Genomic DNA, 25,212 nt, shown 5'->3' on the forward strand with positions numbered 1-25,212 from the left:
TCATCTCCGCTGCTTCGCCAGCAACTCCTCGGCCCAGTCCGTCCTCCGCCCAGCCCGGTACCGGTGCCAACCGTCCCACGCCTCCACGACGCCGTCCGGGAAGAGCTCGACATCTCCGACCGGGACGATGACCTCCAACCCGTCCCACGACACTGCGGCCGCGAACGGCAAGGCATGTTCTGACCGAGACGTGGTCGCGCCCGACCAGACGATCCGAACCGAGGAGATCTGCGGCTTCGCGAGCAGCTGCCACAGTGCCCGCGCGACCTGCCCGTGGTCGGTCAGCAGCGGATCGACAGTAATCGTGAGCCGGTCGCGGTCGATCGGAACACGCAGCAGCGACCCTGGCAGCGCCGTGCCCGCGGGCTGCAGCACCAACCCCGCCGGGGTACGGCGCACCGCCAGGCTAGCGGACTCCACCTCGATCTGCGGCGGTATGTTGAATAGCAATCGCTCCCAGCGGAACGGTGGAAACCAGGACCACCCACCAATGTCGCGTGACGCCGACCCGACGAGATCGCGGATGCCCAGCGCCCGCCGCAACGCCGCATCATCCAGAACCTGTGTCCCGAGATCGGTCCGGACGCCCTCGGGCGACACCATTTGCCAACCGGTCTCCGAGCGCAGCCCACCGTCCTGTTCGGACACCGACCCGAACCGCACCGGCCGGATTACCAGCACCCCCGCATGGAGGCTGGCATCGGCGGCGGCCGCATCCCAGGCGGCGAGCACGGCGGCCCGGTCGGCCCGCAGCAGCGCGGCGAGCGCGGCGGCCCGGTCGCCCCGCAGCAGCGCGGCGAGCGCGGCGGCCCGGTCGCCCCGCAGCAGCGCGGCGAGGGACTGCCGCTGCCCGTCGGGCGGCGGCGCCAGGACGATGAACAGACCCGGGTAGCCAGCGGCAACCGCGTCGTACGCCGCCCACACCGGCCCGGTGCGCCGGGACCCCACCCACAGCGTGTGGCCGGCACCCGTCACCCCGGCGATCATCGGCGGCGGCCACGCGGTCTGCGCCCAGAGTTGGGCGACCTGTTCACGGGCGAACCCGGCATCGGCCGGGAGGAGGTCGAGCAACTCATCCCGTTCGGCCGGGCCGGCGGGTTCGTCGCCAGCCAGCAGGTGCTGCCCCGCCAGCTGCTGACGCTGCGGAATCGGGTGGTCAGGGTCAGCGGCGACGTCGGCCAGCGCGAGGATCAGCCGGAGCCTGGCCTGGAGGACACCCAGGTCCAGATCCCCGCCCCAGAACGGCAGCCTGACGTACACCTCGCCGTCGAGCCGCATCTGGGTCAGGTGTCCGGTGACGTACGGGCTTGGCTTCCTCTCGGCGCCGGGGTAGTACCGGCTACCGGTTGGGGACGCCAACCTCAGCAGGGCGTCCTCGTGAGCGTCGATCAGCTGGATGAACCGCTTCACCAGGTCGGCGTCGTGTATGAAGTCCCGGGCGCTCACAAGCATCTCGAACCCGGTCGGCAACACCACGCCGCCCGCCAGCTGGATGATCGCCAGCGTCAAGGCCACGTCGGCGTGGTGGCGTCGGCTCAGTAGCGGCGACGCCAGCATGGCCTCTGTCTGGCCGTGCCCCGGCCGGACGAGCAGGGACCAGTTATCGGTGTCGTCCGGGTATGTCCGCCCCGATACCGGCGCGCGGAGTCCAAGCCGGTGCAGGTCGGACAGGATGGCGTCCAGCCGGTCGGGCTCCGGCACGGTGAACATGATCCTGAGCGCGTGCCCGCGCTCCGAGTCGCCCGGCTGCGGGATCAGCGACACGTCCAGCGCGGACTGCTCGGCGACCCAGGTCACCAGTTCCCCGCTGGTCGCCTGCACCTCGGTATCGGTATCGGTCAGGTCGCGGGCCAAACGTCCGCCCGGTGTCGTCGCGTACCCGAGGTCGGCCACGTCGCTCTGAAGCGCCTGCCAGGTGCCGCCGTAGACAACGAGGTCGTACCGGTGAGGCAGGACTTGAGCGCCGACCGTGGGCACGAACACGGTACGGACCTTGTTCAAGAACAGCACCCGGTTCAAGGAGCGCGCACGAAGGCTGGCCAGCGCCGCTTCGTCAAAGACCGCGCCGTCGGCCGGAACGATCCGTACCGGCCGCGTCTCGTCACGCAGCTCGTCCAGCGGCGAAACGTCAACTCCGCCATCGCCGACGTGTAGGAACAACGTGCGCAGATCCGTCCGGTTCTGGGCCACCCAGCGGCTGCCCGTCTCCGCCAGCGGACGAGCGGCCGAGGCCCACTGCCCGGCCGGCGCCGGTTCCGTTCCAGCGGTCGCAGCTCGCTCCTCGTCCCCGTCGGACATCGATGGCACAGAGGGCGGCGGTTCGACGACCGGCCTACGCAGCGGTTCAGCGGTCACGGACGGAGTCGCTGCCGGGACGGGGGGCGCACGTGGTGGCGGTGGCTCGGGCGAAGACTGGGATGCTGGGGCCAAGATCGGGCTGAACAACTCCTCGGCCAGCCGGGCATCGCCCGGCGGCGGGGAGTCGGTGCGCGGTGGCGCGTCGGTCGCGGCGGCCGATGGGGCATGCTCCGTCCGGGGTGGCTGGTACGGAGGGGGCGAGGGGGGCTGCGACGGGTTCGTCGCGTCGTGGTCCGAGTCGGGTGCCGGCGGCCGGCTGGACCGCTCGCGCTGCCGGTCTGCGGATGGCTGCTGGAGGTTGCGCAGTGCCGGCAGGTAATGGTTTGTCGTCTGCAGCAGGTGGAGGGCGCGGGCGGGCACGCCGACGGGCACGCCGACACGGTTTCTCGTGAAGTCATACACGTGGATCTCCACGTCCAGCAGGCGCGGCGCCATCTGCAGCAACGCATCGAACGGGGCGGTGTTCCACTCGCCCGGCGTGCGCAGCACCGCCAGGAACGCGAAGTAGGCGGCCCGGTCCCCGGCCCAGTCTCCGGCCCAGTCTCTGGCCATCTCCAACAGGAGCTGGGTCTGGATGTCGTCCGGGCTGCCGCCACCCCGGACGTGCTCGTCCAGCCGCTCAGCCAGGTAGGCGCGCAACTGCGCGGGGTTGTCCATCGCCGCTATCCGCGCCACCGACGCCGGCGTGGCGTCCCCCAGGTGTTCCACCTCATCAGCGGCCGCGGCGAGCACCGACGCGAACCAGCAGTCCCCGTCCGGCGCCACCCATTGTCCGTACCGGCCCGCCACGGCCAACGCCTCCCGCTGCGGCTGGTTCAGCTCGTTCGGATCATCCGGCACCGCGTACCGCTGCACCGTGCCGCCTACCCTGAGTGGTACGGGCAGCTGCCCCGGCCGGAAGTCATCCAGCACGCTGCGCAGGATGTCCGCGAGGTTCGCGTCGTCCTGGTGTATCACCAGTCCAGCGACGTCGGCCGCGTCGACCCGGCGACCGATCCCGGCGGGCAGCGACTCGCTGTCCCGGACGCCCGTCGCCTGTGCCAGCAAGCCCCGCAGCGTCGCCGGGTCCGCCCGCTCGATGAGCTGATCGACATCGTTAGCCGCGACCCACACACCCGCACTCGGGCTGACCGCGTCGGGACGCACCGCCGCGTCCCAGAGGATCGACACATTCCAGCGCTGCGGCGTGCGCGTCCGCCCCTGCGCGTCCAAGACCGTCCGTACGGGCCTCGCCTGACCTGTCAGCAGTCCGGCCAACTCGCCGACCGGTACCGTAGTGACCACCTGCATCCGCGTGACCTGGCGCTCCAGCAGGAGCCGCAGCTCGTCCGCGGTCACCCCGGCGTAGTCCTCGGCCACGTCCGGCGCCTCGAGCACGTCTCCCCAGGTGCGCGCAGCCGGGCGGGAACTCGTTGCCGTGTCCTGCGAGCTGGGCGGCACCGCCGAACCGGCCACACCTTCGGCCAGCGGCGACTCGGCCAGGACCGACGACGAGCGCACGCGCAATGCCGGCAGGAAGTGCCCGCCAACCAGGACGAGATGCAGCGCCGGGCCGTCCCCCATCCCGTAGCGCACCACCCTCCCATCGGCTCCGATGACGTGCAGCCGCACCCCGAGTTGCGCGGCGAGCCGGTGCAGATCGGGCCGCCAGAGCTGCGCGGCGAGCCGGTGCAGATCGGGCCGCCATCCGAGGCCAGCAGCGGCGTGCAACCGGTCGTTGGTCCCCGGCACCGCAGTGACGCTCATCGTGGCGACCTCCCGCACCCGCCGTGTGGCGTCGCCGGCGTCCTGGGCCGCGCGGATGACAGCCTGCGCGAACGCCTCGGGTCCGGGCTCGATCCAGCCCGCGAAGCGCCCCAGCCCGGCCAGCGTGTCGTCCTGGGCATGGCTGAGCCTGGCGTCTGCCGGGATCGGTCGGGGCGCATCGGTGCGCAACGCCGGCAGGAAGCGCCCACCAACCCGGACGAGATGCAGCGCCGGGCCGTCCCCCATCCCGTAGACCTCCACCCCCCCATCGGCTCCGATGACGTGCAGCGGCACCCCGAGCTGCGCGGCGAGCCCGTCCAGGTCGGGCTGCCCGACCAGGACGGCGGCGGCGTGCAACCCGGCGGCGGCGTGCAACCCGGTGGCGGCGTTCCATGGCACCGCAGTGACAGCCGTCCCGCCGACCTCCTGGGCCGCGCGGATGACAGCCTGCGCGAACGCGTCGGGTCCGGGCTCGATCCAGCCCGCGAAGCGCCCCAGCCCGGCGAGCGCGCGGTCCTGGGCGCGGCTGAGCCCGGCGTCTGCCGGGATCGGTCGGATGCGCAACGCCGGCAGGAAGCGCTCGCCGACCCGGACGAGATGCAGCGCCGGGCCGTCCCCCATCCCGTAGTACTCCGCCCTCCCATCGGCTCCGATGACGTGTAGCGGCACCCCGAGCTGCGCGGCGAGCCCGTCCAGGTCGGGCTGCTCGCCCAGGCCGGCGGCGGCGTGCAACCCGGCGGCGGCGTTCCATGGCACCTCAGTGACAGTCATCCCAGCGATCTGACGCACCCGTGGTGTGGGTTCGCCGACGTCCTGCGCCGCGCGGATGACAGCCTGCGCGAACGCGTCGCGTCCCGGCTCGATCCAGCCCGCGAAGCGCCCCAGCCGGGCGAGCGCGCGGTCCTGGGCGTGGCTGAGTTGCTCGACCGCCTCCGTCAACCACCCCAGCGACTCGCTGCGGTGGCGACGGGCGGCGCCGATCGCGGCGTCGAGATCACCCTCCCCCGCCCGGTACTGCCCGACCTTGTCGGCCACGATCAGGTCACGGGAGCGCACAAGCCAACCACCCCCAACCTCGCGGGTGGCCACCATCATCCCCACCGCCAGCAGACGGTCGACGAAGGCCCCAGCCAGCCTTGCGTCCGCCTCGACGGCAACCACCAGCTGCCAGTCCTGCCACGCCGACTCGTTCGCCTCGACCAACCGGTCAACGAACCCCTTCGGACCAAGCCGCACCGGCCCACCGTCGCCAACGGTCCCGTCCTCGCGCACCCCACCCGCGAAAACACGCACGACCCCACCCGCATCGGGCCACACCCACGACGGGTGCTCGGCGGAGATCGAATGGCGTGGTCTGGTCCGCACGACAACGGACCGTCGAAGCTGCTCGTGCGTCAAGCCCTCGCGGTGGATGGTGGGAAGCTCGTCCGCTCGGGAGGCGGTACTGAACTTGATGAACTGGCGCCACTCATCTTTGGTGAATGCTCCCGGCGGATAGGCCAAATTGATAATGGGCTCAAGAGTCGCGGCAAGTACATGGGCGGGCCGCTGGTCGACGGCCTCCGTTCCGGCATTGAACCGTCCACCGTCTCCCTCACCCTCCACGATCACCTCGATGCCGCGGCCACCGAGCTCGGATTCCTCAACCGCGCGCCCGTAAATCCGTTCCACCAGCGCGGTCCACCCCCGCCACCCGTTATCGGGTCGCTCGCTTCCTGCCGGGACCGGAATCAACTCACCGATTTCGGCTGGCGTGGCCGGCGCGGCGTGCTGCAGCGTGTCGATGATCCCGTCGAGACTTGCGATGGCACTAGCTTCGTCTGGTTGCACGTCGCCGGCGTGCCGTGCCGTCTCCCGAAGCGGACGCAGCGCGTCGATGAGGGCCTGAACCTTCGGACTCCAGACGATCGGGGCGGGATCGCTGATCGGGGCGACCAAGCGGATGCGCCCAATGACGGTGGCGAACACATCGTCCGTGCCGAGCCTCGCCCGCCCGTGGTCCGGGCGCCAATACAGCACCCGCAATGCGGCGACGAGCCGGTAGGCCAGGACCGTCCACGATCTCGTCGGGGCCTCAGTCCCGGTGACCGCTGCCGGGTCGTCGGTCAGGCCCTCACGCCGGAACGCGGTTCGAACCACCTCGGCGACCGTCTCGACGGTGGCGTCGACATCTCCGGGGGACAGGGTCTCCCAGTATTGGGGGCTTCGGATTTCGAACAACGCCAGCGGGTGACCAACGATAGTGTCATCAAGACTGAGGTACGCATCCTCCATCCCTACCGCTTCGGACGGGGAGAGCGGGCGCCGCGGCGCCTTCTTCAGGGCCGCGAGGAGGACCTCCCCATGTGTCGGCGGGTCCTGGCCCGCGCCGGACACTGAGAGGACCAGGTCAAGCAGATCGTCGGGATGTTGTTCACGGCCGACAGAAGGCCGCGACACGGCCCGGCGCTGTCCCTCGGTCAGATCGGGCTCGTGCCAGCGGTAATGCGCCACGAGGAAATCGATGATCTCATCGGTGCGGGAATCGAAGAAATCCCGCACCGGCTCGGGCAGCGCTGAGAGCATTTCCGGAAAGGAGGTCCGGGGCGCCAGGCAAAACCCATTCTTCAAAATATCTCCGCTGTCGTGCGCATGCAAACGGGCCGCCAGGATGGTGTAGAGCAGTACGCCATACCCCCGCACTGCATCAAGGGCGCTTTCGTCCGGAGCCCGCACGACCAGGTCGGCCAACACGTGCATGGAATCGTCGGCCGGCAACGGCCAGCCGCGCCGCCAGTTGAGGTAGCGCGAGGCGAGGTCATCGGCGAAGACGGCCCCTTGCCCGACCGAAAAAGCCGCAGAGTAGTAAGGCGGTAGGCGGTTCGGCGTGTTCAGCCAGGTCAACAGCGCATACAGGCCACGCACCATGCTGACCCCGACCGTCACCTGAAGATTGACCGCCGGCGGCCGACCGGGATCGGGATCAACGACGGTGGCCGCTTTCCCGTGCTCGCTGACGGTGTAACCATTCTCTTCCCGGAAGATGTCGCTGAGCCGCATTCCGCCAGGGACCTCCGACACACGGGACAGACGACCTCGGATGTCGGCGACGACGGCAGCCACCTCGCGCCACAGTGGACGACCAAGATGCTCTTCGCCGGGCAGGATCGCCGCCGGCGGCGTAACAATCTCCAGCCCAGGGCGAAGTTCATACTCCCCGATAGCGGCACCCGAGCCTTCTGCCAGCTTTTGGAATAGATCGGCGTGACCCCAAAGCCCTCGCTCGATGTCGTGATAGTGCGCAATGTTGTCGTATACAATCTGCACCCCGGTCTGAAGATGCTCCACGAGGTCCGCCTCGTCAGGCGAATAATCTGGATCGAACTCGAGTAGGTACTTGCTCTCTTCGGTCTCCGTTCCCACGGCGCCGCCGGGTAGCTCCGCAAGTCCGTCGCGGTTGATAATGCGCATCGCGATGGCGTTGGCGTAGTCGCGGATGTTGTGCAGCCGGTGCGATCCCGTGGTGACCAGGTCCCGCCAGTCGGCATACACGTCGGCCTCGTCGAGGTCACGCAGACCGCGGGCCCGGCTCTGCCGCGAAACGTCGGGGTGGCCGTTGACGGCGTCCGTCAACATCCCAAGCGACTCATTGCGGTAGCCACGGGCGGCGCCAACCGCGACATCAAGATCACCCGCCGGGTACTCCCGGACCCGGTCGGCCGCAGTCAGGTCACGGGCCCGCACACGCCACCCACCCTCACCGTCGCGGGCGGCCACCATCATCCCCACCGCCAGCAAACCGTCGACGAAGGCCGGCGCCAGCCGCGCATCCGCCTCGACGGCAACCACCAGCTCCCAGTCCTCCCACTCCGACTCGTTCGCCACGACCAACCGATCAACGAACTCCCCCGGACCAAGCCGCGGCGACCCCGCGGCATCGACCAGGCCGCCCTCGTTCATCCTGTCCGCCGAAACGCGCGTCATCCCATCCGCACCGGGCGCAATCCGCGACGCTTCGGCTTCGGCCGCGAGGGGTACAGGGGTGGGGCTGCTGGCTGTGCTGGTGGAGGCGCCCACCGGCACCGGATCCGGAACCCGCGACGGGTCCGGTGACGGCGTCGGCGTAGGCGACCGGGTCGGGGCGAAGTCATTCGGCTTCTGCGGCACCGGCACCACATGACCAAGATCCTCATGGCGGACCCGCCGCGCCCACGCCACCAACTCCACACCATCACCCGACGTACGGGAACGCACCTCCCCACCCCCGGACAACGACCGCACAAACACCGTCCACCCACCACCACCCGACCCCTCCGGCACCACCACGATCAAACCGGACGCGGCAAGCCGACCAGCGAACGTCGCCCCCGAACCATCCACCACCGGCAACACCACCACTGGAGCACCATCCACACCACCACCCTCAACCGTCCGAGCCGACAACCAGCTCGCATACCCATCCGGCCCGACCGGACCATCCCCAACCACCAACACACCATTTCGCACCACACCCTCAGCTACCGCCGATCCCCGACCCAGCACAGCAACCAGGCGGTACGCCTCCATCAACGCCGGGTTGTCGTACTCCACCCGCGCCGCCATCACCAACGGCGAACCCGACCCTCCGTCGAAACCATCCATACCGAACTGACCGAGACCATCCATACCGTCCGATACACCGTCACCCGAGATGATTGCGAGTTCTGGGTTGTCTTGACCGAGGACGGGTTGGTCATCCCGCACCACCCCACCAAGCAACCCCGGCGACGGCTCACGCCGAAGCACACCCTGCGGAGACGGAGGCCGCGGCGCATTCACGACCGGATCCCGGCCCGCCGCAGCGCCCAGAGATATCGACTTATCGGCATTCATGATGTGGACGGCGGCGATGGTCAGCACGGGCGCCCGTTGTGCCAGCTGCTCCTTGGTCAGCAACTCCACGTTGGCGTACTTCGGGTCGCCGATAGCGAACATCTGCAGTCCGCCGATCAGAACCGCGCGGACGTAGCCGAGGTGGAGGTCGGTCAACTGCAGTAGGACCCCGCCCACGCGGCGCACCTCCTGCCACAGGGCGGCGAGTCGGTCGGTGCGCGACGCCGGGTCGGCCAGCCAGGGATCCATGGCCGTGTCGGGCGGGGCCTGCTGCTGGATGAGGTGCGGCATCGCGCGCTGGTACAGCGCTTCATCCACGCCGGTGAACCGCCGGGCTCCTCGGTCCAGGCCGAGCGGTAGCGCGAGGAGCCCGCTCATCATGTGCTGGTCGCGAACCCGCGCCTGGGTCAACACCGGCACGTGGGCGGTGTCGGCACTACGGCGCGGCAACGTCAGTGGCGCCAGCTTTTGCATGATCCGACTCCACCGTACCGTCTGCTCGTGCAGCACGCGCCGGGCGTCGGGCCGGCTCGGCTCGTCCAGCAGCGCGATGACCAGCTCGGCGATCGCGTCGAACTCGGCACGCGCCTCGGATAGGCGCTGCTCGATCAGTTCACGAACTGTTCTCGGGCGCACGGGACCGCGGTCCATCTGTTCCAGCACCGGCAAGCGGGCGGACAGCTGGTCCTCGATCGCCGCCGCGACTGCTCGGCTCAACCACAGCAGCCCGGCGACGGTCGGGACGTTGGCGCGCACGTGCTGGTTGACCGCCGCCGCAGCACACGTGTTGAGGAAGAACTGTTCCTCCGCCCCGACAGCGGCGTAACGGGCCTCCCCAAGCAGCGGGCTGGCCAGAATTCGCTTGAACAGCGGGTCCGCGGCAAGCTCGGCGCGAGAAGCCGCATTGAGATTCAACAGCGCCAGGCGAGCCAACCGCCGCGGCAGCGGTTCGTCGCTGCGGTAACCGATGCTGGCCATGACGGCGAGTTGCGCCGGTGGCGGCTCGGCGTGCAGGTCGAGGGCGGCCTCGGTCAACACCTCGATGACTCGGCCCGGGGCCACCGATTCGAGTTCGCGCAGGTCATGCCGGTATGCCGGGACCGGGGTGTTGCGCACCCGCACCCGGGCGATGCGAGTGGGCACGGCGGACACCGCCAGCAACAGGTCATGGACCAAGGCGGTCACCTCACCGCGCAGCGGTGCCGGCAGGCCCGCCACGACGCCGTCCACCTGGGCGACGGCATCGCGCATGCCCCCAGACAGCGCCTGGTCCAGGTAGTCGACGTTCTCATCATCGCCGGCGTGGGCGGTCAGCTCGTCCACGAGCGCCCGAATGCGGGCGGGGGACACGGCCAGGTGGGCAAAGCCGCCCACCGCGCCCAGGTACCTGTCGACGAACGAGCCGGCATCAAACCGCGGTCTGCGCGTCAGATCCCTGTGGTTGCCCTCGGCCGGTCTGCCGCCGACCGGTGCCACGGGGCCGCCCCGGTCATCCACAGTGGACCTTGCGCCTGGTCGCCGCCCGCCGGTGTAGGCCCGCGGTGGCCGGGTCGACAGCGGTGGCTGGGCTGACAGCGATGGGGACGGCGGCGCTGGCGCAGGTGGCGGCGATTCCCCTGGCGCCCGCGCCGACACCTGCCCAACCGGATCAATGTGACTTGGGGGATTAGCATCCTCGGACACGTACTCGACCGAGGTGTCCGCGTCGGCTGGGGCGGCGGAGGGGTCGGTCGGATCACCGAGCGCCCCAGGAGCCGAGGCCAGCGGCGCCACATCCAGCTCGCCGGTGCCGATGCTGAACGCCGCCTGGGCAGCTTCGGTTGTCCCGGGCTGGTTTGCCTCCTTCTCGGGATGCGAGGACTGCGGTGATGGCGGCGAATGGGCTGACGGCGGCGGGTCCGATTGAGGTGGCTGGTAAGGCTGGGGTGGCTGATGTGATGGCGGTGGCCGGTGCGGAGGCGTCGATGCACTATCGCCTCCCGCCGACGTCACCCCCGGACCAGCCGACGGCCCTTTAGGACGCGCCACCACCCACCACCCGAAATCCAACGACCACAACACCAAAAGGTCGTCGTCCGTACGATCCTCCGCCGGGTCATAAAGCTGGAAGAGCCCGTCGGGCTGGACCACCGCCGCCCGCTCCCGACCATCCCGACCTCCGAACCAGATCCGCGAACCCACCGGCAAATTCCGCGGCGGCTCGTCAGCCTCAACCGGATCCGACACCACCAGATCCCGCATACCAGCAAACTCATCCCTCACCCGCAACGCCCGCCGCTGCATCGTCAACCCGCGGAACGCATCGGCCTCGCCCCGGTGCTCCTCACCAACCAACTCCCCCTGCCCCGGCCCACCCGAACGGGCATGCGGATGCTGCAACCACAACAACGACCGGTACGAATGAGACCCGGACGGCAACGGCGGACCAACCGACCCAGACGGAGGCGGCGGCGGAGGCGGCGGCGGATCAACCGGCGTCCACGCAACGTGCTCAGTCGGCAGACCGCCGCCGTTTCCATCGCCCGCCGCATCGGAGTCACTGCGCTGATGCTCCTCAGGCTTTTTCCTAAGCGAATGACTCAACGCAGACCCAGAGGACGGACCAGCAACCGGCGGCAACCCGGACGACCGCCGGAGCGGACTGCCAGACACAGCGGCGGAAGACGTCCCGCCTTCGGCCAACGTCCGACTCAACCTCAACGGAATCGACGGCGAAGATGGGAAAGCCGGATCGACCGACCTCTGTCCACCATGTCCAGCGGCCAATGGTGGCTGAGCCGACTGGGGCGGCGGGGCCGACCGGGTCGCGTCGGAGTCCTGGCCGGGTGCCTGCGGGCTGGTCCGGTCGGCGGCTGGTCGCTGGTCCCGACGGGTCGACCATGGCCACAACGTCCCGAACGTGTCTGTCCAGGTGCGCGTGGGCGGGCGGGAACTCGTTGCCGTGTCCCGCGGGCTGGTGCTGGAAGCCGGCGGCGGAGGTGGAGCCGGATCAACCGGCGTCCGCTCAACGTGCTCAGCGACTGACGGTGGTGGCGGGGCTGACGGCGGTGTCTGTTGCGGAGGGGCCGACGGGGTCGCGACGGGGCTTGGGACGGGTGCCTGCGGGCTGGCCACGGGCGTGTCGGGCACTGCCCGTGATGGCGGCCGCCCGGAAGACTCGGGCACTGGCCGGGTCGCCTCCTGGCGCGGCCGGACCCGGGTAGGCATCAGATGGTCCATCTGACTGGGGGCAAGCACCAGGATGTGTGTCCAGCCCGGAGACACAACCGCCCTGCCGACTCCCTCGGAAAGCGTCGAAAGTTCGACACGAACGCTGCCGCCCGACAGCTCAGTCGCCCACCGGAAAATCCGGTTCAGGACTGCGTAGTAGAACTGACCCGCCCTATCGTGGTACTGCCCCGGCGTTCGAAGACTCCCGGCAAACTCGTCGATAGTGACCATGTGGTCCCGGCCGTCATGGAACCCGTATTCCCTCAGGTCCAGCGGCCCGCCCTCGCCGAGCCTCGGCCCACCCTCGCCGGGCATGAACCGCGGGGCCATTCGCTGCACAACATGACCCACGAATGTCCGCAACGCGACCGGGTTGTCCATCGACCCCGGACTCGGAGCCGGCAGATGAGGCGCCCGTGCCGCCAGCTCCCGTGCCACCAGCCGCATCGCCTCGGTGACTGTCTCCGGCGTGACCGTCACAATAGTCGCCGCGAACGCACAATCACCGCCGCCCGGAACATCACCCACCTGCAGACCGTTCGCCCCCAGCCACTCCTGCTGGTAAGGCCCCGGCGCGTACAAGCCATCAGGCAACGCGCGAGAGTGCGGGTTGGGCCGGCCCTGCTCATTCGGGACCTGCCACCACCACGGCGGCGGCGGCGGAACATCCTGCGAGGACGGAGCCGGAACGGGCGGCGAGACAGCCGCCTCGTCGCCGTCGAACCACCCCGGCTCAAAGTAGCCCTCGCCCCCCTCATCGATCCACTCACCCTCATCCTCGGCCAACGCCTCGGCGGCGACGGACGGCGTCGCCTCGGGCCGGGTCACGGCCGCCGAGACCCCACCACCACCTGGCAACCAATCAGCCGTCAACGACGGCGGTGCCTGCGGCGCGGAGGACTGAGCGATCGGTGCCGCCGGAGTCTCGCCGACCGGCTCCTGGACGGTGGCGCGCTGCTCGGCCTCGACCCGCGCATGCTGCACCGGCGACTCGGGTCGCTGAGCAAGCGACGGTTCGACGACCGGCCCAGGCGGCTGCTCAGCGGTCACGGACATAGACGCTGCTGGGGCGGGGGGCTCATGTGATGACGTTGGCTCGGACGAAGACTGGGATGCTGGAGACACATCCGCGCGCAGCGTGGCGAACCCGCCGTTGACCGAGGACACCGGACGGATCCGCAGCGCCGGAAGATGATGGTCTCTCGTGTGCACCACGTGTAGCACTGCCGGACTGGTGGGAGCGTTCGGGTCCCACAACCCGCCGAGGTGCGTATGGATGCTCACGCCCAACATGCCTGGGGCGTGCTGAAGTAGCAGGTCGAACAGGCCGTGGGCCCAGCGACCCGGTGTCACCAGCTGTGCCCGGAAGCGGTAATAATCCACCGGGCCGAGCGCGGCGTTCCGCAGCTGGGCCACAACATCTGGAGTAGCGTCCAGCCGCCGGGCCATGTGGCGTCGCAGTTCCACGACAGTCATGCGGGCGATCCGCGTGACCTGATGAGGTACCCCGATTTGATCGCTGGCGTCGCGAGCCGCGGCGATCACCGAGGCGAACCAGCTGTCCCCGCCAGGCTCGGTCCAGTGGACGAACCGGTTCTCATCGGCGAACGACTGCCGCTGCACGTCAGTGAGTTCGTTCGGGTCGTCGACCATCGGCCGCTGCGGCATGGTGCGGCCCTGGCGGATCGGCACCGGCAGCCCCAACCGACCCGGCCTGATCGCCAGAATTTCTCTCAGTTGGCGTACCGCGGGAGAGTCGCGGTCGGTGGGATCTATCACGATCTCGGCGATGTACTTCGGTGGGTTTGGGACCCCAGTGATCCAGGCGCCGAGCACATGGAACTTCTCGCCGGGGTCATTGGCGAAGCCTGTCGCCTCAGCCAGCAGCCCCCCGAGGAAGAGGATCGGAAGGTGGGCGATGAGATCCTCGACGTCGTCGACGCCAAACGAAACCCCTTCGTGCAACTGGGCGTGGGTGCGCACATCGGTGTGCCAGACAACGAACGCCCGTCCACGGCGTGGTTGGTCGAGCGCCAGTCGGCCGCCTGGTAGGTCCACCCGCCCTGGTGCGCTAAGGTTCGCCGGCGCGTTGAAATCTTCTTGTTGGAGCGTCTGTAGCAAGGAACCCAGCGACAGCTCGGTGATCAGCCGCATATTCCGGCGGACATGTTCGCTGACCAGCACCTGCAGATCCTCGGGCCCCAGGTCGGAGTAACGATCGGCCGCAGCCTCGCCGAGCCTCCTCGCCAACTCCGGTTCGGCAACCGGGGTCACGAAGGTGATCACGGACCCTGGCGACCGGAGCCGGGAGCGAACCTGCTGGCGCATGGCGAAGCTCCCGAACACCACAATGTGTAGCTGCCCGCGGGCTGCCCGGCGAATCTGTTCGAGATCGCGTGCCACGTCATCCAGCAACGCATCGGTGATGGACGAGCCGGGCGCGCCAAGGAAGACGGTGAGTTGGCCCGGGTCGACCTCGTGGCCCAGCACGACGGCGCGCTGATCCTCATCCGGCTCGCCCTGGAAGTACCAGGTGGCCTGGGGTAGCTCCCGACGCTGGCCGCCGCTCGGCAGTTGCAGCGCGGCCAGCGACCGATGCGACGATGGCTGGTAGGCGCGACCGAGCCCCGGCAGGTCCGGCAGAAGGGCTTCGACCCGCTCGTCTCCATCCTCCCAGAATCGGTGCAGACGGATTACCCGCTCGTCTCTACCCTCCCAGAATCGGTGCGGACGGATTCCCAACTCGTCTTCGCCTGTCGGATCAGTCTCGTCTTCGTCTGTCCGATCAGTGACGACGACCTGGCCACCGGGATCCGTCGTGAACCGTTGAACCCGCGCTCCGAATTGGTCAGCGATCCATTGGATCAGGTTGTCATCGAGCCCCCTCCTCTCGCGTTCGGGGCGTACGGGAATTTCGGCGCTTTCGGCGCGTTCTGCGAGGTCGGCGAGGAGGGCCACCAAGTCCGGCGCGACCTCGTCTTCTTGGACCGGTGGGAGCTGCAGCCGGATGGCATCCGCGATCTGTAGGCCGAGGGACCGGCCGGCTGGCAGGCCGACGGAATGGCCGATCGGACGGGCCCGGCGCAGTCCGACCGGGAGCTCGGTGACGGTGCCACCGATCTGCTGGTAGACGCCATGCTCGTCTACTGCCCACTGGGGCTGGTCGAAGATGGTGCGGGTCTCCGGCGCCGGAGGGATCCGACGCGGCGGCACTGGCGATGCGCCGACGGGTCCGGTGGCCAGATAGCGACTCGTCTCGGGCGACTGGATCACAACCTGGTGACGATCGTCGAGGACACCGTCGTCGCCCGCGTCGCCGCCGAACACCTGAGCCTGGGTGTTGGGTGGTCGCTGTTGCAAAATGCGCAACTCCAACGGCCGAGACCCGAGCGTCGAGTTGTTGTCCGCCAGCTGACTGGCCAACCGCAGGACCTTGATGGTGATCAGGCTGAAGTCATCGGCTCGCCCGGAGACGAACCCACCCAGGTCCCGAAGGTCTTCGACCAGTTGGGCTCGGGTGTCGAATCCCGTGGGATCCTCCTCCGGGTCCGCCTCGACCGGATAACGATCCAGGTTGAGTTGCTGTCCATACGTGGTACCGAAGGCCCGTTCGACCACGTCGGCGAGGAACATCCGCAGATCCCACCCGGTGACAGGTCGATCGTCCAGGTGCAACGGCGGCATGTTCAGGGCTCGCGTCAGGACGGCCATCGCCTCCTCGACCAGCTCCGACCCTAGGGTCCTGACCACCGCTTGGAAGAAGCTGCTTTCGTCGCCAGGTACCTCAATTGCGGTGAGGTGCAAAGCCCTCAGCCGGTTCCGCACCGCCTCGCCGTACATCTCCTCGCGAGACCGGACCTGAGGCGGAGCGGGCAGCGAGGAACTCGGCGCCATGGGTGCCTGGCTTGTCCGCCGGGACCTGGACGGTGAGGACGGTGAGGACGGACTCCCGGGCGCGCTCCCATCGAGGTTGAACACCAACGGCCATGGCCGCGACGGCCGCGGCGAGACGACCTCCCTCACCGGCACGCCGAGGGGTGGCGTGGGTGCCGCGCTTGTGGTCGGCTGCTGGGTGGGGACGGTGCCGTCAGTGTCCACGACGGATCTCGCCGTCGGCTTGGTCCGCTTGGGCAGGGCCCGGAGCGACGCCGAGGGTTCGCCATCGTCCCGCTGGTATTGGTCCAGCAGGACGCGAAGGCTGACGATGATCTCGTGTAGCTGGCCGACGTTGGCGCGTGCGCGGCGCGCCTTGTGGCCGTCCACCGTTCGCTGTCTGTCCGCTGGCGTTTCGGGGTGGCTGTCGGGGTGGCTGTCGATATGCGCCTGGACCTGGCGCAACACCTCGTCGTATTGTCGCGGCTGCTCGCTTTGACTAGCCGGTGCTTCGCTAGGTGTTCGATCCCGGTTGGGTGGTGGTAGTGGTGGTTCGGGTCCGGGTTCGAGTGTGCCGGTCTCGGTCGGTAGTGGTGCGGTGGTGGCGGTGGCCGCGTTGATGTTCTCGTTGATCGGTTCGGTGGCCAGGTAGTGGTCGCCGACGCGAAGAATGGTCAGGAATCGGATCATCGGGACGTCGTGTGTCCCGGCTCCCGGGCCGCCGTCGCTGTCCAGGACCATCAGTGGCAGGTTGAGCAGGCGGGCGGCCCTGGCCATCGTGGCGGCCCACAGCCGCTCATCGGCCGCCGCCGGGCGATGCTCCAGGTCGTCGAGGAACTCACGAAGGGTCGACGGGCGCCCTGCCGGGGTACCGGCCGCTTCGGTGATGATCTCGTTGGCGATCGCAGTCGACTGTTCCAGCCGTTGCCGCAGCAATCTTCGCAGCTCGGCCGGCGTCAGATTGCGCAGGTATTGATGCGGCGCCGCCTGAGGATCGCGGCGGCCGGACTCGATGACCGCGGCGAACCATGCATCGACACCGGTCGGGACATCCACCGCCCGCAGCCCGCGGATCGCCAGCAACTCGGCCTGCGCCGCAGTCGGCACGATGGGAGGCTGCGGCCGCACCGTGGCCAGCAGGTTCTGGAGTCGTTCGTAGTAGTTCAGGAGGTTGACCAGGTTGTCCGGCCGACGGGCCCGCCGCCACTCCCGATCATGGTTGATCAGACCCCGCACCACGTCCGCCAGGTCGGTTCTCGCCGGTCCTGTTAGCCCGGCTAGTGCCGCCCGGGCCTGGAGCAACAGATCATCACGGTTGCCCACGAATTGCTCGACGCGACGGTAAAGGGGATGCTCACGCACCGTCCCCATCAGATCACCGGCCGTGCGGACCCGCCTACCGCGGGGCAAAATCACACGGTCATAGTGGTCCGGTAGGCGGGGATCGTTTTTCGTGCTCCGATACCACAGGTACGCCGCGGGCGACAGATCCGGGGCACCGACATGTATCGCACCCCGCGGGCCCAACACCGTAAACGCGACACCGAACGCCAGCGCGGCCAGCTGCGGCACCAGATCGCCCTCCGGGCCATTCCACTGACCCGGACTGCGAACGAGCCGCAGCACTCTGTTCCGGTCGCGTTGGCTGTCCCGGATGACGTCGAGCAGCGGGCCCCCATGCGCCATCTCGTGCTCCAGCCGCTCAGCAAGAAAGTTACGCACCTGCTGCGTCGTCGGTGCTTGGCCGAGGCGCATCTCTCGGCGGATCCGCGGTTCGAAGGCACCGATAAACGCCTCATAGAAACAGTTGCCATCCCCCCCGACGCGCTCAATCATCTCGGTGAGTGCGCTGCTGAGGTGCCGGACCATCGCCGGTTGGCTCGGGGTGCCGCCGGGGATCCTGCCCAGATCCATTCGGGTCGTCCTCCGGCGCGGGTGTTGGTTCATATCCGCCACCGCGCTCAGGTGCAGGCTCCGGTACCGCGCTTCTGCGGCACGAAGTTCGCGCCGAAACTCGCGATTCACATCCTCCAACTCAGACCAAAGCCGACCATACGTGTCCTGCGGCGCGAGATCCCGCGGCGCTTGCGGCTGGCCCAAGAGGACGGCCTTCGTCCGCCGCCAGATCGTCCTCCGGGCCGCCGGGACCGCGGGGGGCGGCACCTGCTGGCTGGGCCGCTCGGGCTGATGGTCGGCGACCGTTCGCTGAGAGTCGTGCAGTGCCGGCATGTAATGGTTTCTCGTCCGCACCAGGTGGAGGGCGTCGGGCGGCGCGTCGCCGGGGGGTACATCGGGGTCATGCACGTGGACCGTCACGCCCAGCAGGTCCGGCACTCTCGCCAGCAGCCAATCGAACCCGTTATGGGTCCACGCGCCCGGCGTGCGCAGCAGCGCCCGGAACTCGAAGAAGCCGGCCCAGCCCCTGGTCAGCGCCAGCAGGGTCTGCACGTCCTCCGGGTTGCGCAGGACGTAGTCATCCAGCCGATCAGCCAGGTAGTCGCGCAACCCCGTGGGGTTGGCCATCCGCGCTATCCGCCGCACCGCATCCGGCGCGTCGTTCGGGCGGCGTTCCACCTCATCAACGGCCGCAGCGAGCACCGACGTGAACCATGCGTCCCCATCCGGTGCCGTCCACCGCCCGTACCGGCCCGCCGCGGCCAACGCTTCCTGATGCTGCTGCTCGTTGAGCCCGTTCCCACCCGGTACGTTCGGATCATCCGGCACCGTGTAGCGCTGCACCGTGTCGCCGACCCTGACGGGCAGCCCCGCCCCGTGGGGAGCCAGCAGGCCGCGCAGGTCATCCGTGCGGTCCGCGTCGTCCTGGTGCATCACCAGTCCGGCGACGTCAGCTGCGCCGACCTGGCGTTCGATCGTGGCGGGCAGCATGACAGGCAAGGCCGACAACTCGCTGGCGCGGCCCATCGCCTGATCCAACAAGCCCACCAGCGTCGCCTGGTCCTCGACGAGTTGCTCGACGATCTGCTCGACGAGGTCGATATCGGCAACCGGAACCCACGCACCCGCACCGGGGCTGACCATCGCGCGGGGGCTGACCGTCGTATGGTCACGCACCGCCGTCGTGTCCCAGAGGATCGACACATGCCCGGCCAGCGGCAGACGCGCCCGCCCCCGCGGGTCGAAGACCGCCTGTACGGACGTCACCTGATCGCTCAGCAGCCGGGCCACTTCTCCGACCGGTAGCCAGGTGACCAGCTGCATGTTCTGCCTGACATGCTGCTCCAGCAGGTGTCGCAGGTCGTCCGCGGTCAACCCCAACCCGGGGTAGTGCTGGACCACCGCCGCCCCGAGCACGTCTCTCCAGACGTCCCGCGGCGAAGAGGGCGGCCGATCCGGCACGGCGGACGCCGTGGCCGCCGAAGGCCGCACCGGCGCTTCGGCCGACGGGAGCCCGGCGCCCGGTGCCACGGGGTCGCCCCGCTCCGCCTCGGGTGTGCTGCTCGCCGCCGCGGCCAGCAGCGCCGGTTGATAATAGCTGTCGATACGCACCAGGTGCAGCGCCGCCGGGCCGGTCGGTGCGCCGTCCCACCGACCATCGGGGTGCAGCACGCGGACCGGCACGTTGAGCAGACGAGGCGCCAGCCGGAACAGGTCGTCGAACCAACCCTGCACGTAGCCACGCGGCTCCAGCAGTGTCCCGAGAAGGCCGGAGTTGTTGGCTTCAGCTACTTGCATCAACTGCGCGACCTCTGGATCCGTACCGCGCAATAGCTGTAGCTGCTCGTGCAGTTGCTGCCGCAGTTGCGGGACGGTCATGCCAGCGATCCGCGCGACCTCCTCATTCGGTACGCCAACACCATTGCGGACGACATCGCCGGCCGCAGCGATGATCGAGGCGAACCATGCGTCCCCATTCCGCTCGATCCATACGGTGAACCGGCGCTCCGCGGTCAGTGCCCCTTCCTGCGCCTGGTTGAGCAAGTCCGGAATCGTTATCTCAAGAGGCTGCCGCCGGATCGGTACTGCCCGCCCCTGGGGATCTTCCGTCAACCGATCAGCCAGACGACGCTCCCCTTCAGGATCCTCATTCTCTGGGTCGATCACGATCTCTGTGATGTCGGCCGCACGGACCCGGGTGCGGATCTGAACATTCAAAGGCCGGTAATTGTCGTGAAGGTAGCTGGTTGCCTCCTCCAGCAGTCCCCGCAGGGTGTCGCCATCGACATTCGCGATGAGACCCTCAACGTTGTCGATCGATATAAGTGAGCCGGACGCAGAGCGAGTCCGACTGACGGAACGCAAGTGGTTTCCCCAGATGATCAACGCACGACCTGGGTCGGGGTGATCCGTCGGGGACGCGGCATAGGTCGCCCAGATGAGGGTTTCTCCTTCGTTGTTCAGCCAGGTCTCCACGTCGGCCAGCGGCGCCTGGCTGACCAGCCGCAGGTTCAACCGGAGGTGCGCGATGAGCAGTGTCCGCAGATCCTCCGCGGCGAGGGGGGACAGTCCATGCGCCGCAGCGGCGAGCCGGGCGTTTTCCCTCGCCCGCGGGCTCCTCCAGGTCGCCGCCGGCCTTGACTCGACCTCGGCCAGCAGACGTTGCCACATCTGCAGCGGGGGCGGCACAGCCCGGGGCGCCACCACGGGTGCGAATCCAGTCGCCGGACCCGCGGGCGATGCGACCGGCGGCCGGGCGACGAGATAGACGGCGCCGTCTCTCCACTGAGTGTGCAGAGTGTCCAGTGGCATGATGCGCTGGAAGCCATGCAGACCCGGCATGTAGACAGTGGCCAAGGCCAAGGTGGCGTGCACGCGCACGGCCCGCGTCGCGTCTGGGTGGCCAATCCAGATAAGGGTACCTGCCGGCAGCTGCGTGGTCGGCGGCTCCGTCGTCGGGTCATCGATGGCCATGTTCGGCAGCGCGGTCTGCAGATAGCGGCGGACGGCGGCGGCCTGTTGTTGCAGCCGCTGCCGCTCCAGCCCCTGCGCCCAGTCGTCGATATTGACCGGGTCACTGGCGTGGACCAGCCAGTGAGCGGCGGCGGCGACCTGGGGATAGCTGAAACTCTGCGGCGCAGACGCCCGACGCGGCGGCGTTGGCGGCACCGGGTACCCGCGGCGTCCCCCGACGGTGGGCGAGGACGGAGAATCCCCGTTCCCATCACCCGATAGCGTCCGGGATATCCGTAGCCCGGGCGGCCTGGGGCCCCGCCGGCGCGGGGTAAACGTCAGTCCCTCGAAGGCGGTCGGGTCCGCGGACGTCCGCGAACCGAGGCCGGACGTGGATGGAGCGGTCGCGTCAGGCCGAGATGCCGAATCTGGGCTGGCCACCCGTGGCGGGGTGGCTGGGGGCGACGACAGCATCCACGCTGGTGGGACCGGCGCGAGGCGCTGCGGAACGATGGACCCATCACTTCGGCGTGCCGAGCTCGACCTTGTCAGCGTGGGAGCCTGGGGCGGCGCGCTGACCGGCAAATCTTGCTGCGACGATGACCGTGAGGGAGCCAGGGAAACGCCGCCGGGCACGGACGCATCCCCAGAATACACATCAAGATCCTGCGGCGACTCGCTCCTCAAGGCCTCCGGAAACACGTCGCCCGACCGAGCTGACGGTAACCCGCCGGTTTCACCCAGCAACTGGCCTAACCTGCGGACGAACGGATCTGGCGTGGCCGAGCCGCCCGCACCTGGCGGGGCCCAGGCAGCTGCGGAGGACCGGCGGGAGCGAGGAGTGTCTGACACCAGCCGGGCCAGGCGGGGATGGTGCTGCGGGTGAACCGCGGGCATGTAATGGTTCTCGGACTGCACCAGAACGAGTCCGGGGCCCGTCTTCGGGCCGTTTGTCTGCGCCCGGCCGTGGGCGTCGATGACGGTGATACGGAAGCCGGCAAGCTCGCCCGCCAGGCCAACGAAGTGGCGGAACAACGGATGTCTGTCCTGCCCACGGGTGAGCAGATGCTTTCGGAATTCCTCGACATCCTCTTCGGGGTGTAGTTTGGCGAGCCGGTCGCTCAACTCTCGATTGTTGCCGAGGTGGTTGGACATCCACTCGCGCAGCTGTCCCGGGTTCAGAACCGAGATCGTTTCGAGGAGAGGTTCGAGCATCCGCCCGTCCTCGGTCGCCCTCCTGACGTGGTCCATGGCAGCCCGGATAACCGCCCGGAACCAGCTGTCTCCGTCCGTCGGGGTCCACTCCGCGCGCAGACCGCGCTTCTGGAGCTCGCCCAGTTGCGCCTCGGTCGGATCGTTCGCGGTCCAGGTCGGCCGCGGCGGCACAGGCCAATCCTCGCGAACCGGCGGGATGGACTCAGGCAGGACCAGTCGCTGCGCGGCGAATTTTTCGGCCGCGTCGTAGCCGTTCCGCAGCAGCGCCTCGGCGACGAGGTTTACGGCCATCCCCCCATCGCTGAACAGGAATTCGATCTGCCGCCAGGGGCGCATGATCAGGAATTGCCGCGCCCCGGCCTCCCCCGGGTCGACAAAGCGAACCAACTCGCCACGTCTCGGCAGGCGCAGGGCGACGCGCCGAATGACCTCGGCCGCATCGTCCTGCAGGTACTGCATGGACTGCGGGCCGACGTCCTGCTGGATCTCAGCGAACATGCTGCCCGGGGCGACGAAGCTGGAGCCACGGCGGCGGGGGCCGGCCGTGCCCACGCTGAACAGGCGCGAGCCCCGTCGGGAGACTGCACCCTGGTCCCGCACAAGGGGCAGAAAACCTTGCCGTGTCCGGGCCAGGAACAGCTCAGGTGCCCCTGGACTGTCCATCTCCCCGTACTTGCTCAGGTTTCCGTCACCCTCGACGATCGTCATCCGGAATTCCAGGATCCCGGGCAGATACCTGAGCAGAGGCTCGAACAGGGCGTCGTCCCACCACCCGGCGCGGTCCAACGCCCGGCGCATCCGGCCGTATTCGTCGCTGCCCATATTCCGTTCCATGACATCGACGGTTTGGGGCAGCTCATCGAGCAGATCTGCGATGGCCCGGCGAAAATCGATCGCCCGCCAGTCGGAAATGGTGCGGGTCACGACGTGGTTGGGCTGATCGGCGGCCGCCAAAACAAGCGCCGCGAACCAGGAGTCACCGTTGTTGGGCACGGTCCGGGGGCTGCGCCCCAAGCCCCGCACTTGCGCCTCCTGCAGCTCGTCCATCTGGGCGACCAGATCGCGGGCGTCGGCCAGGTGGGCCGGTACATGCGGTCGGCTCGGGGCGGGATAGTACTGATGGACTGCGGGGTTAGGCTGGTAGAGGTAAATCGTAGAGCCATCAGGTAGCCCGGACACGGCCTCGTCGCCGTCGGGGCCAAGGATGACGACCCGCACCCCGAGCACCTCCGGCGTGAATGCGAGCAGCTCATCCAGGGCCGACGACTGTTCGAGTTGTCCCGTCTCCTCGAAGATTGGACCAGCGTCGATAAACCTGCTTGGGAACCACTCGCCGAACTGATTCGGATAGGCCCTACTCAGTTCGTTGAGCAAGCGGCGGCGCAGTGCTGTCTCGGTCACCCCACCGAAGACGCGAGTCTCGTCGGTGGGTCCGGTCGGCCGCAAGACCGCCTCGAACCAGCTCATGGGTTCGTGGGCCACAATGTGCCGGCCGCGCTCCTGCAGCCTGATGCCGGCGGCGCTCGTTGGAGACGCAGCCAGGACCGCCAGTGGAGGCTCAAACGAAGCCTCCACCGGCGGCTCAATCGGAGCCTCCACCAACGGCGCGGCCGGAGCCTCCACCAACGGCTCAAACGAAGCCTCCACCAACGGCGCGGCCGGAGCCTCCACCAACGGCGCGGCCGGAGCCTCCACCAACGGCGCGGCCGAAGCCTCCACCAACGGCTCAAACGAAGCCTCCACCAACGGCACGGCCGGGGCGCTGGCGGCCTGCTGCGGAGTGGAATTTATGAGCTCCTGCACGGCCTGGCGGAATGTCTCCTGCCGAGTCCACGAGTCGCGGTACAGTGCTTCGAGCTGCTGTGGGCCCTCGGGGCTGTCTAGAAGCCTGCGGACATCCTCCTCTAGCGGATGACCTTCCAGCTCCAGGTCGTCGAGCAGCCGTTGGACGGCTCCCTCCCACGAAAATATGTAGCCGTTCACGGCCTGGTGGAATGTCTCCTGCCGGGTCCACGAGTCGCGGTGCAATTCTTCGAGCCGATGTCCGCCATGGGGGCTGTTTAGAAGCCAGCGGACAATCTCAGGTAGCGTCTGGCCGTCAATCTCCTCTCGCGGATGACTCTCCAGCTCCAGGTCGTCGAGCAGCCGTTGGACGGCTGCCTGCCATGGCTCCGGCTCCCCGCCTATGCCGATGCGGTCCACTCGGCCTGACGGATCGATCCGGTGAATGATCAGCTCGGTACCACGCTCAGTATCACCCAGCGTGGAATCCATCGACTCCAAGTGCACATGGACGCCCATGCGGTATGCGACACTGCGGGCGATGTACAGCGGGTCGAGACCCATGATGGCGTACACGGTCGGTCTCGGTTCCAGCTCATAGCCCGGCCCTGCCAAGGCTCGCACGGCCTCGTCGTTCATCAGGCTCACGAGCAAATCCACGATGTCGGCCGCCTGATCGCGCTGGGCCGGCCTGGCACCGCTAGCCTTCCATTCCTCTTCCAGCTCCCTGACTCGCTTCAGGAGCGAAGGCTTCGTCCGGTCTCCCCCCGTGGACTGGTCTTCCGGCGTGGACTGGTCTTCCGGCGTGGACTGGCCTTCCGGCGTGGACTGGCCTTCCGGCGTGGACTGGCCTTCCGGCGTGGACTGGCCTTCCGGCGCGATCTGGGTCAGTATGTGCACGACGGCACCGGCCACCCTGACCCGGTCAACCTCCCGGACCGCCAGTCCCAACCCGGTGACTAACCCGAAGTTCCCCCCGAAGTACCCCAGCTCACCGAGGGCCCAATTCGCCACGGCTGTGTACGTCAGGTGCGTGCGCCACGCTTGATCGGTGCGCAGATAGATGAGGCTGGGGTCACGTTGAACCGCCTGGAATCCGCGGACCAACTCGTCGACCACGTCGGACGCAGTCGCATTCAGCTCGGCGGCGCGCATCAGGTGCAGGTCCAGATCGAACTCCACTTCTTGGGCATATACCACGCCCTCGGCGGGTCCATCCTCTGTCCAGCGCGCGCGGCGTCCCTGTGGGTTCCAGAGGCCCGGCTGGCCCTCTAGAGGCGTGTTGATCTGGCGACGGATATCCATGTCAGCGGCTTTCACCGGCCCGAA

General features: G+C 68.6%; 1 protein-coding gene (only partly in view). It reads right to left on the reverse strand.

The window, feature by feature from the left end:
• Positions 1–25,212, reverse strand: the 3' portion of a protein-coding gene (locus ACGFI8_RS29965; protein ID WP_392809986.1) for a hypothetical protein. Its footprint extends 20,358 nt past the window's final position; the window shows 25,212 of its 45,570 coding nt (coding positions 20,359–45,570); its start codon lies beyond the right edge, outside the window; the stop codon is at positions 1–3.

Origin of the sequence: Dactylosporangium sp. NPDC048998 (genome assembly GCF_043197855.1) — a bacterium.
GTDB lineage: Bacteria > Actinomycetota > Actinomycetes > Mycobacteriales > Micromonosporaceae > Dactylosporangium.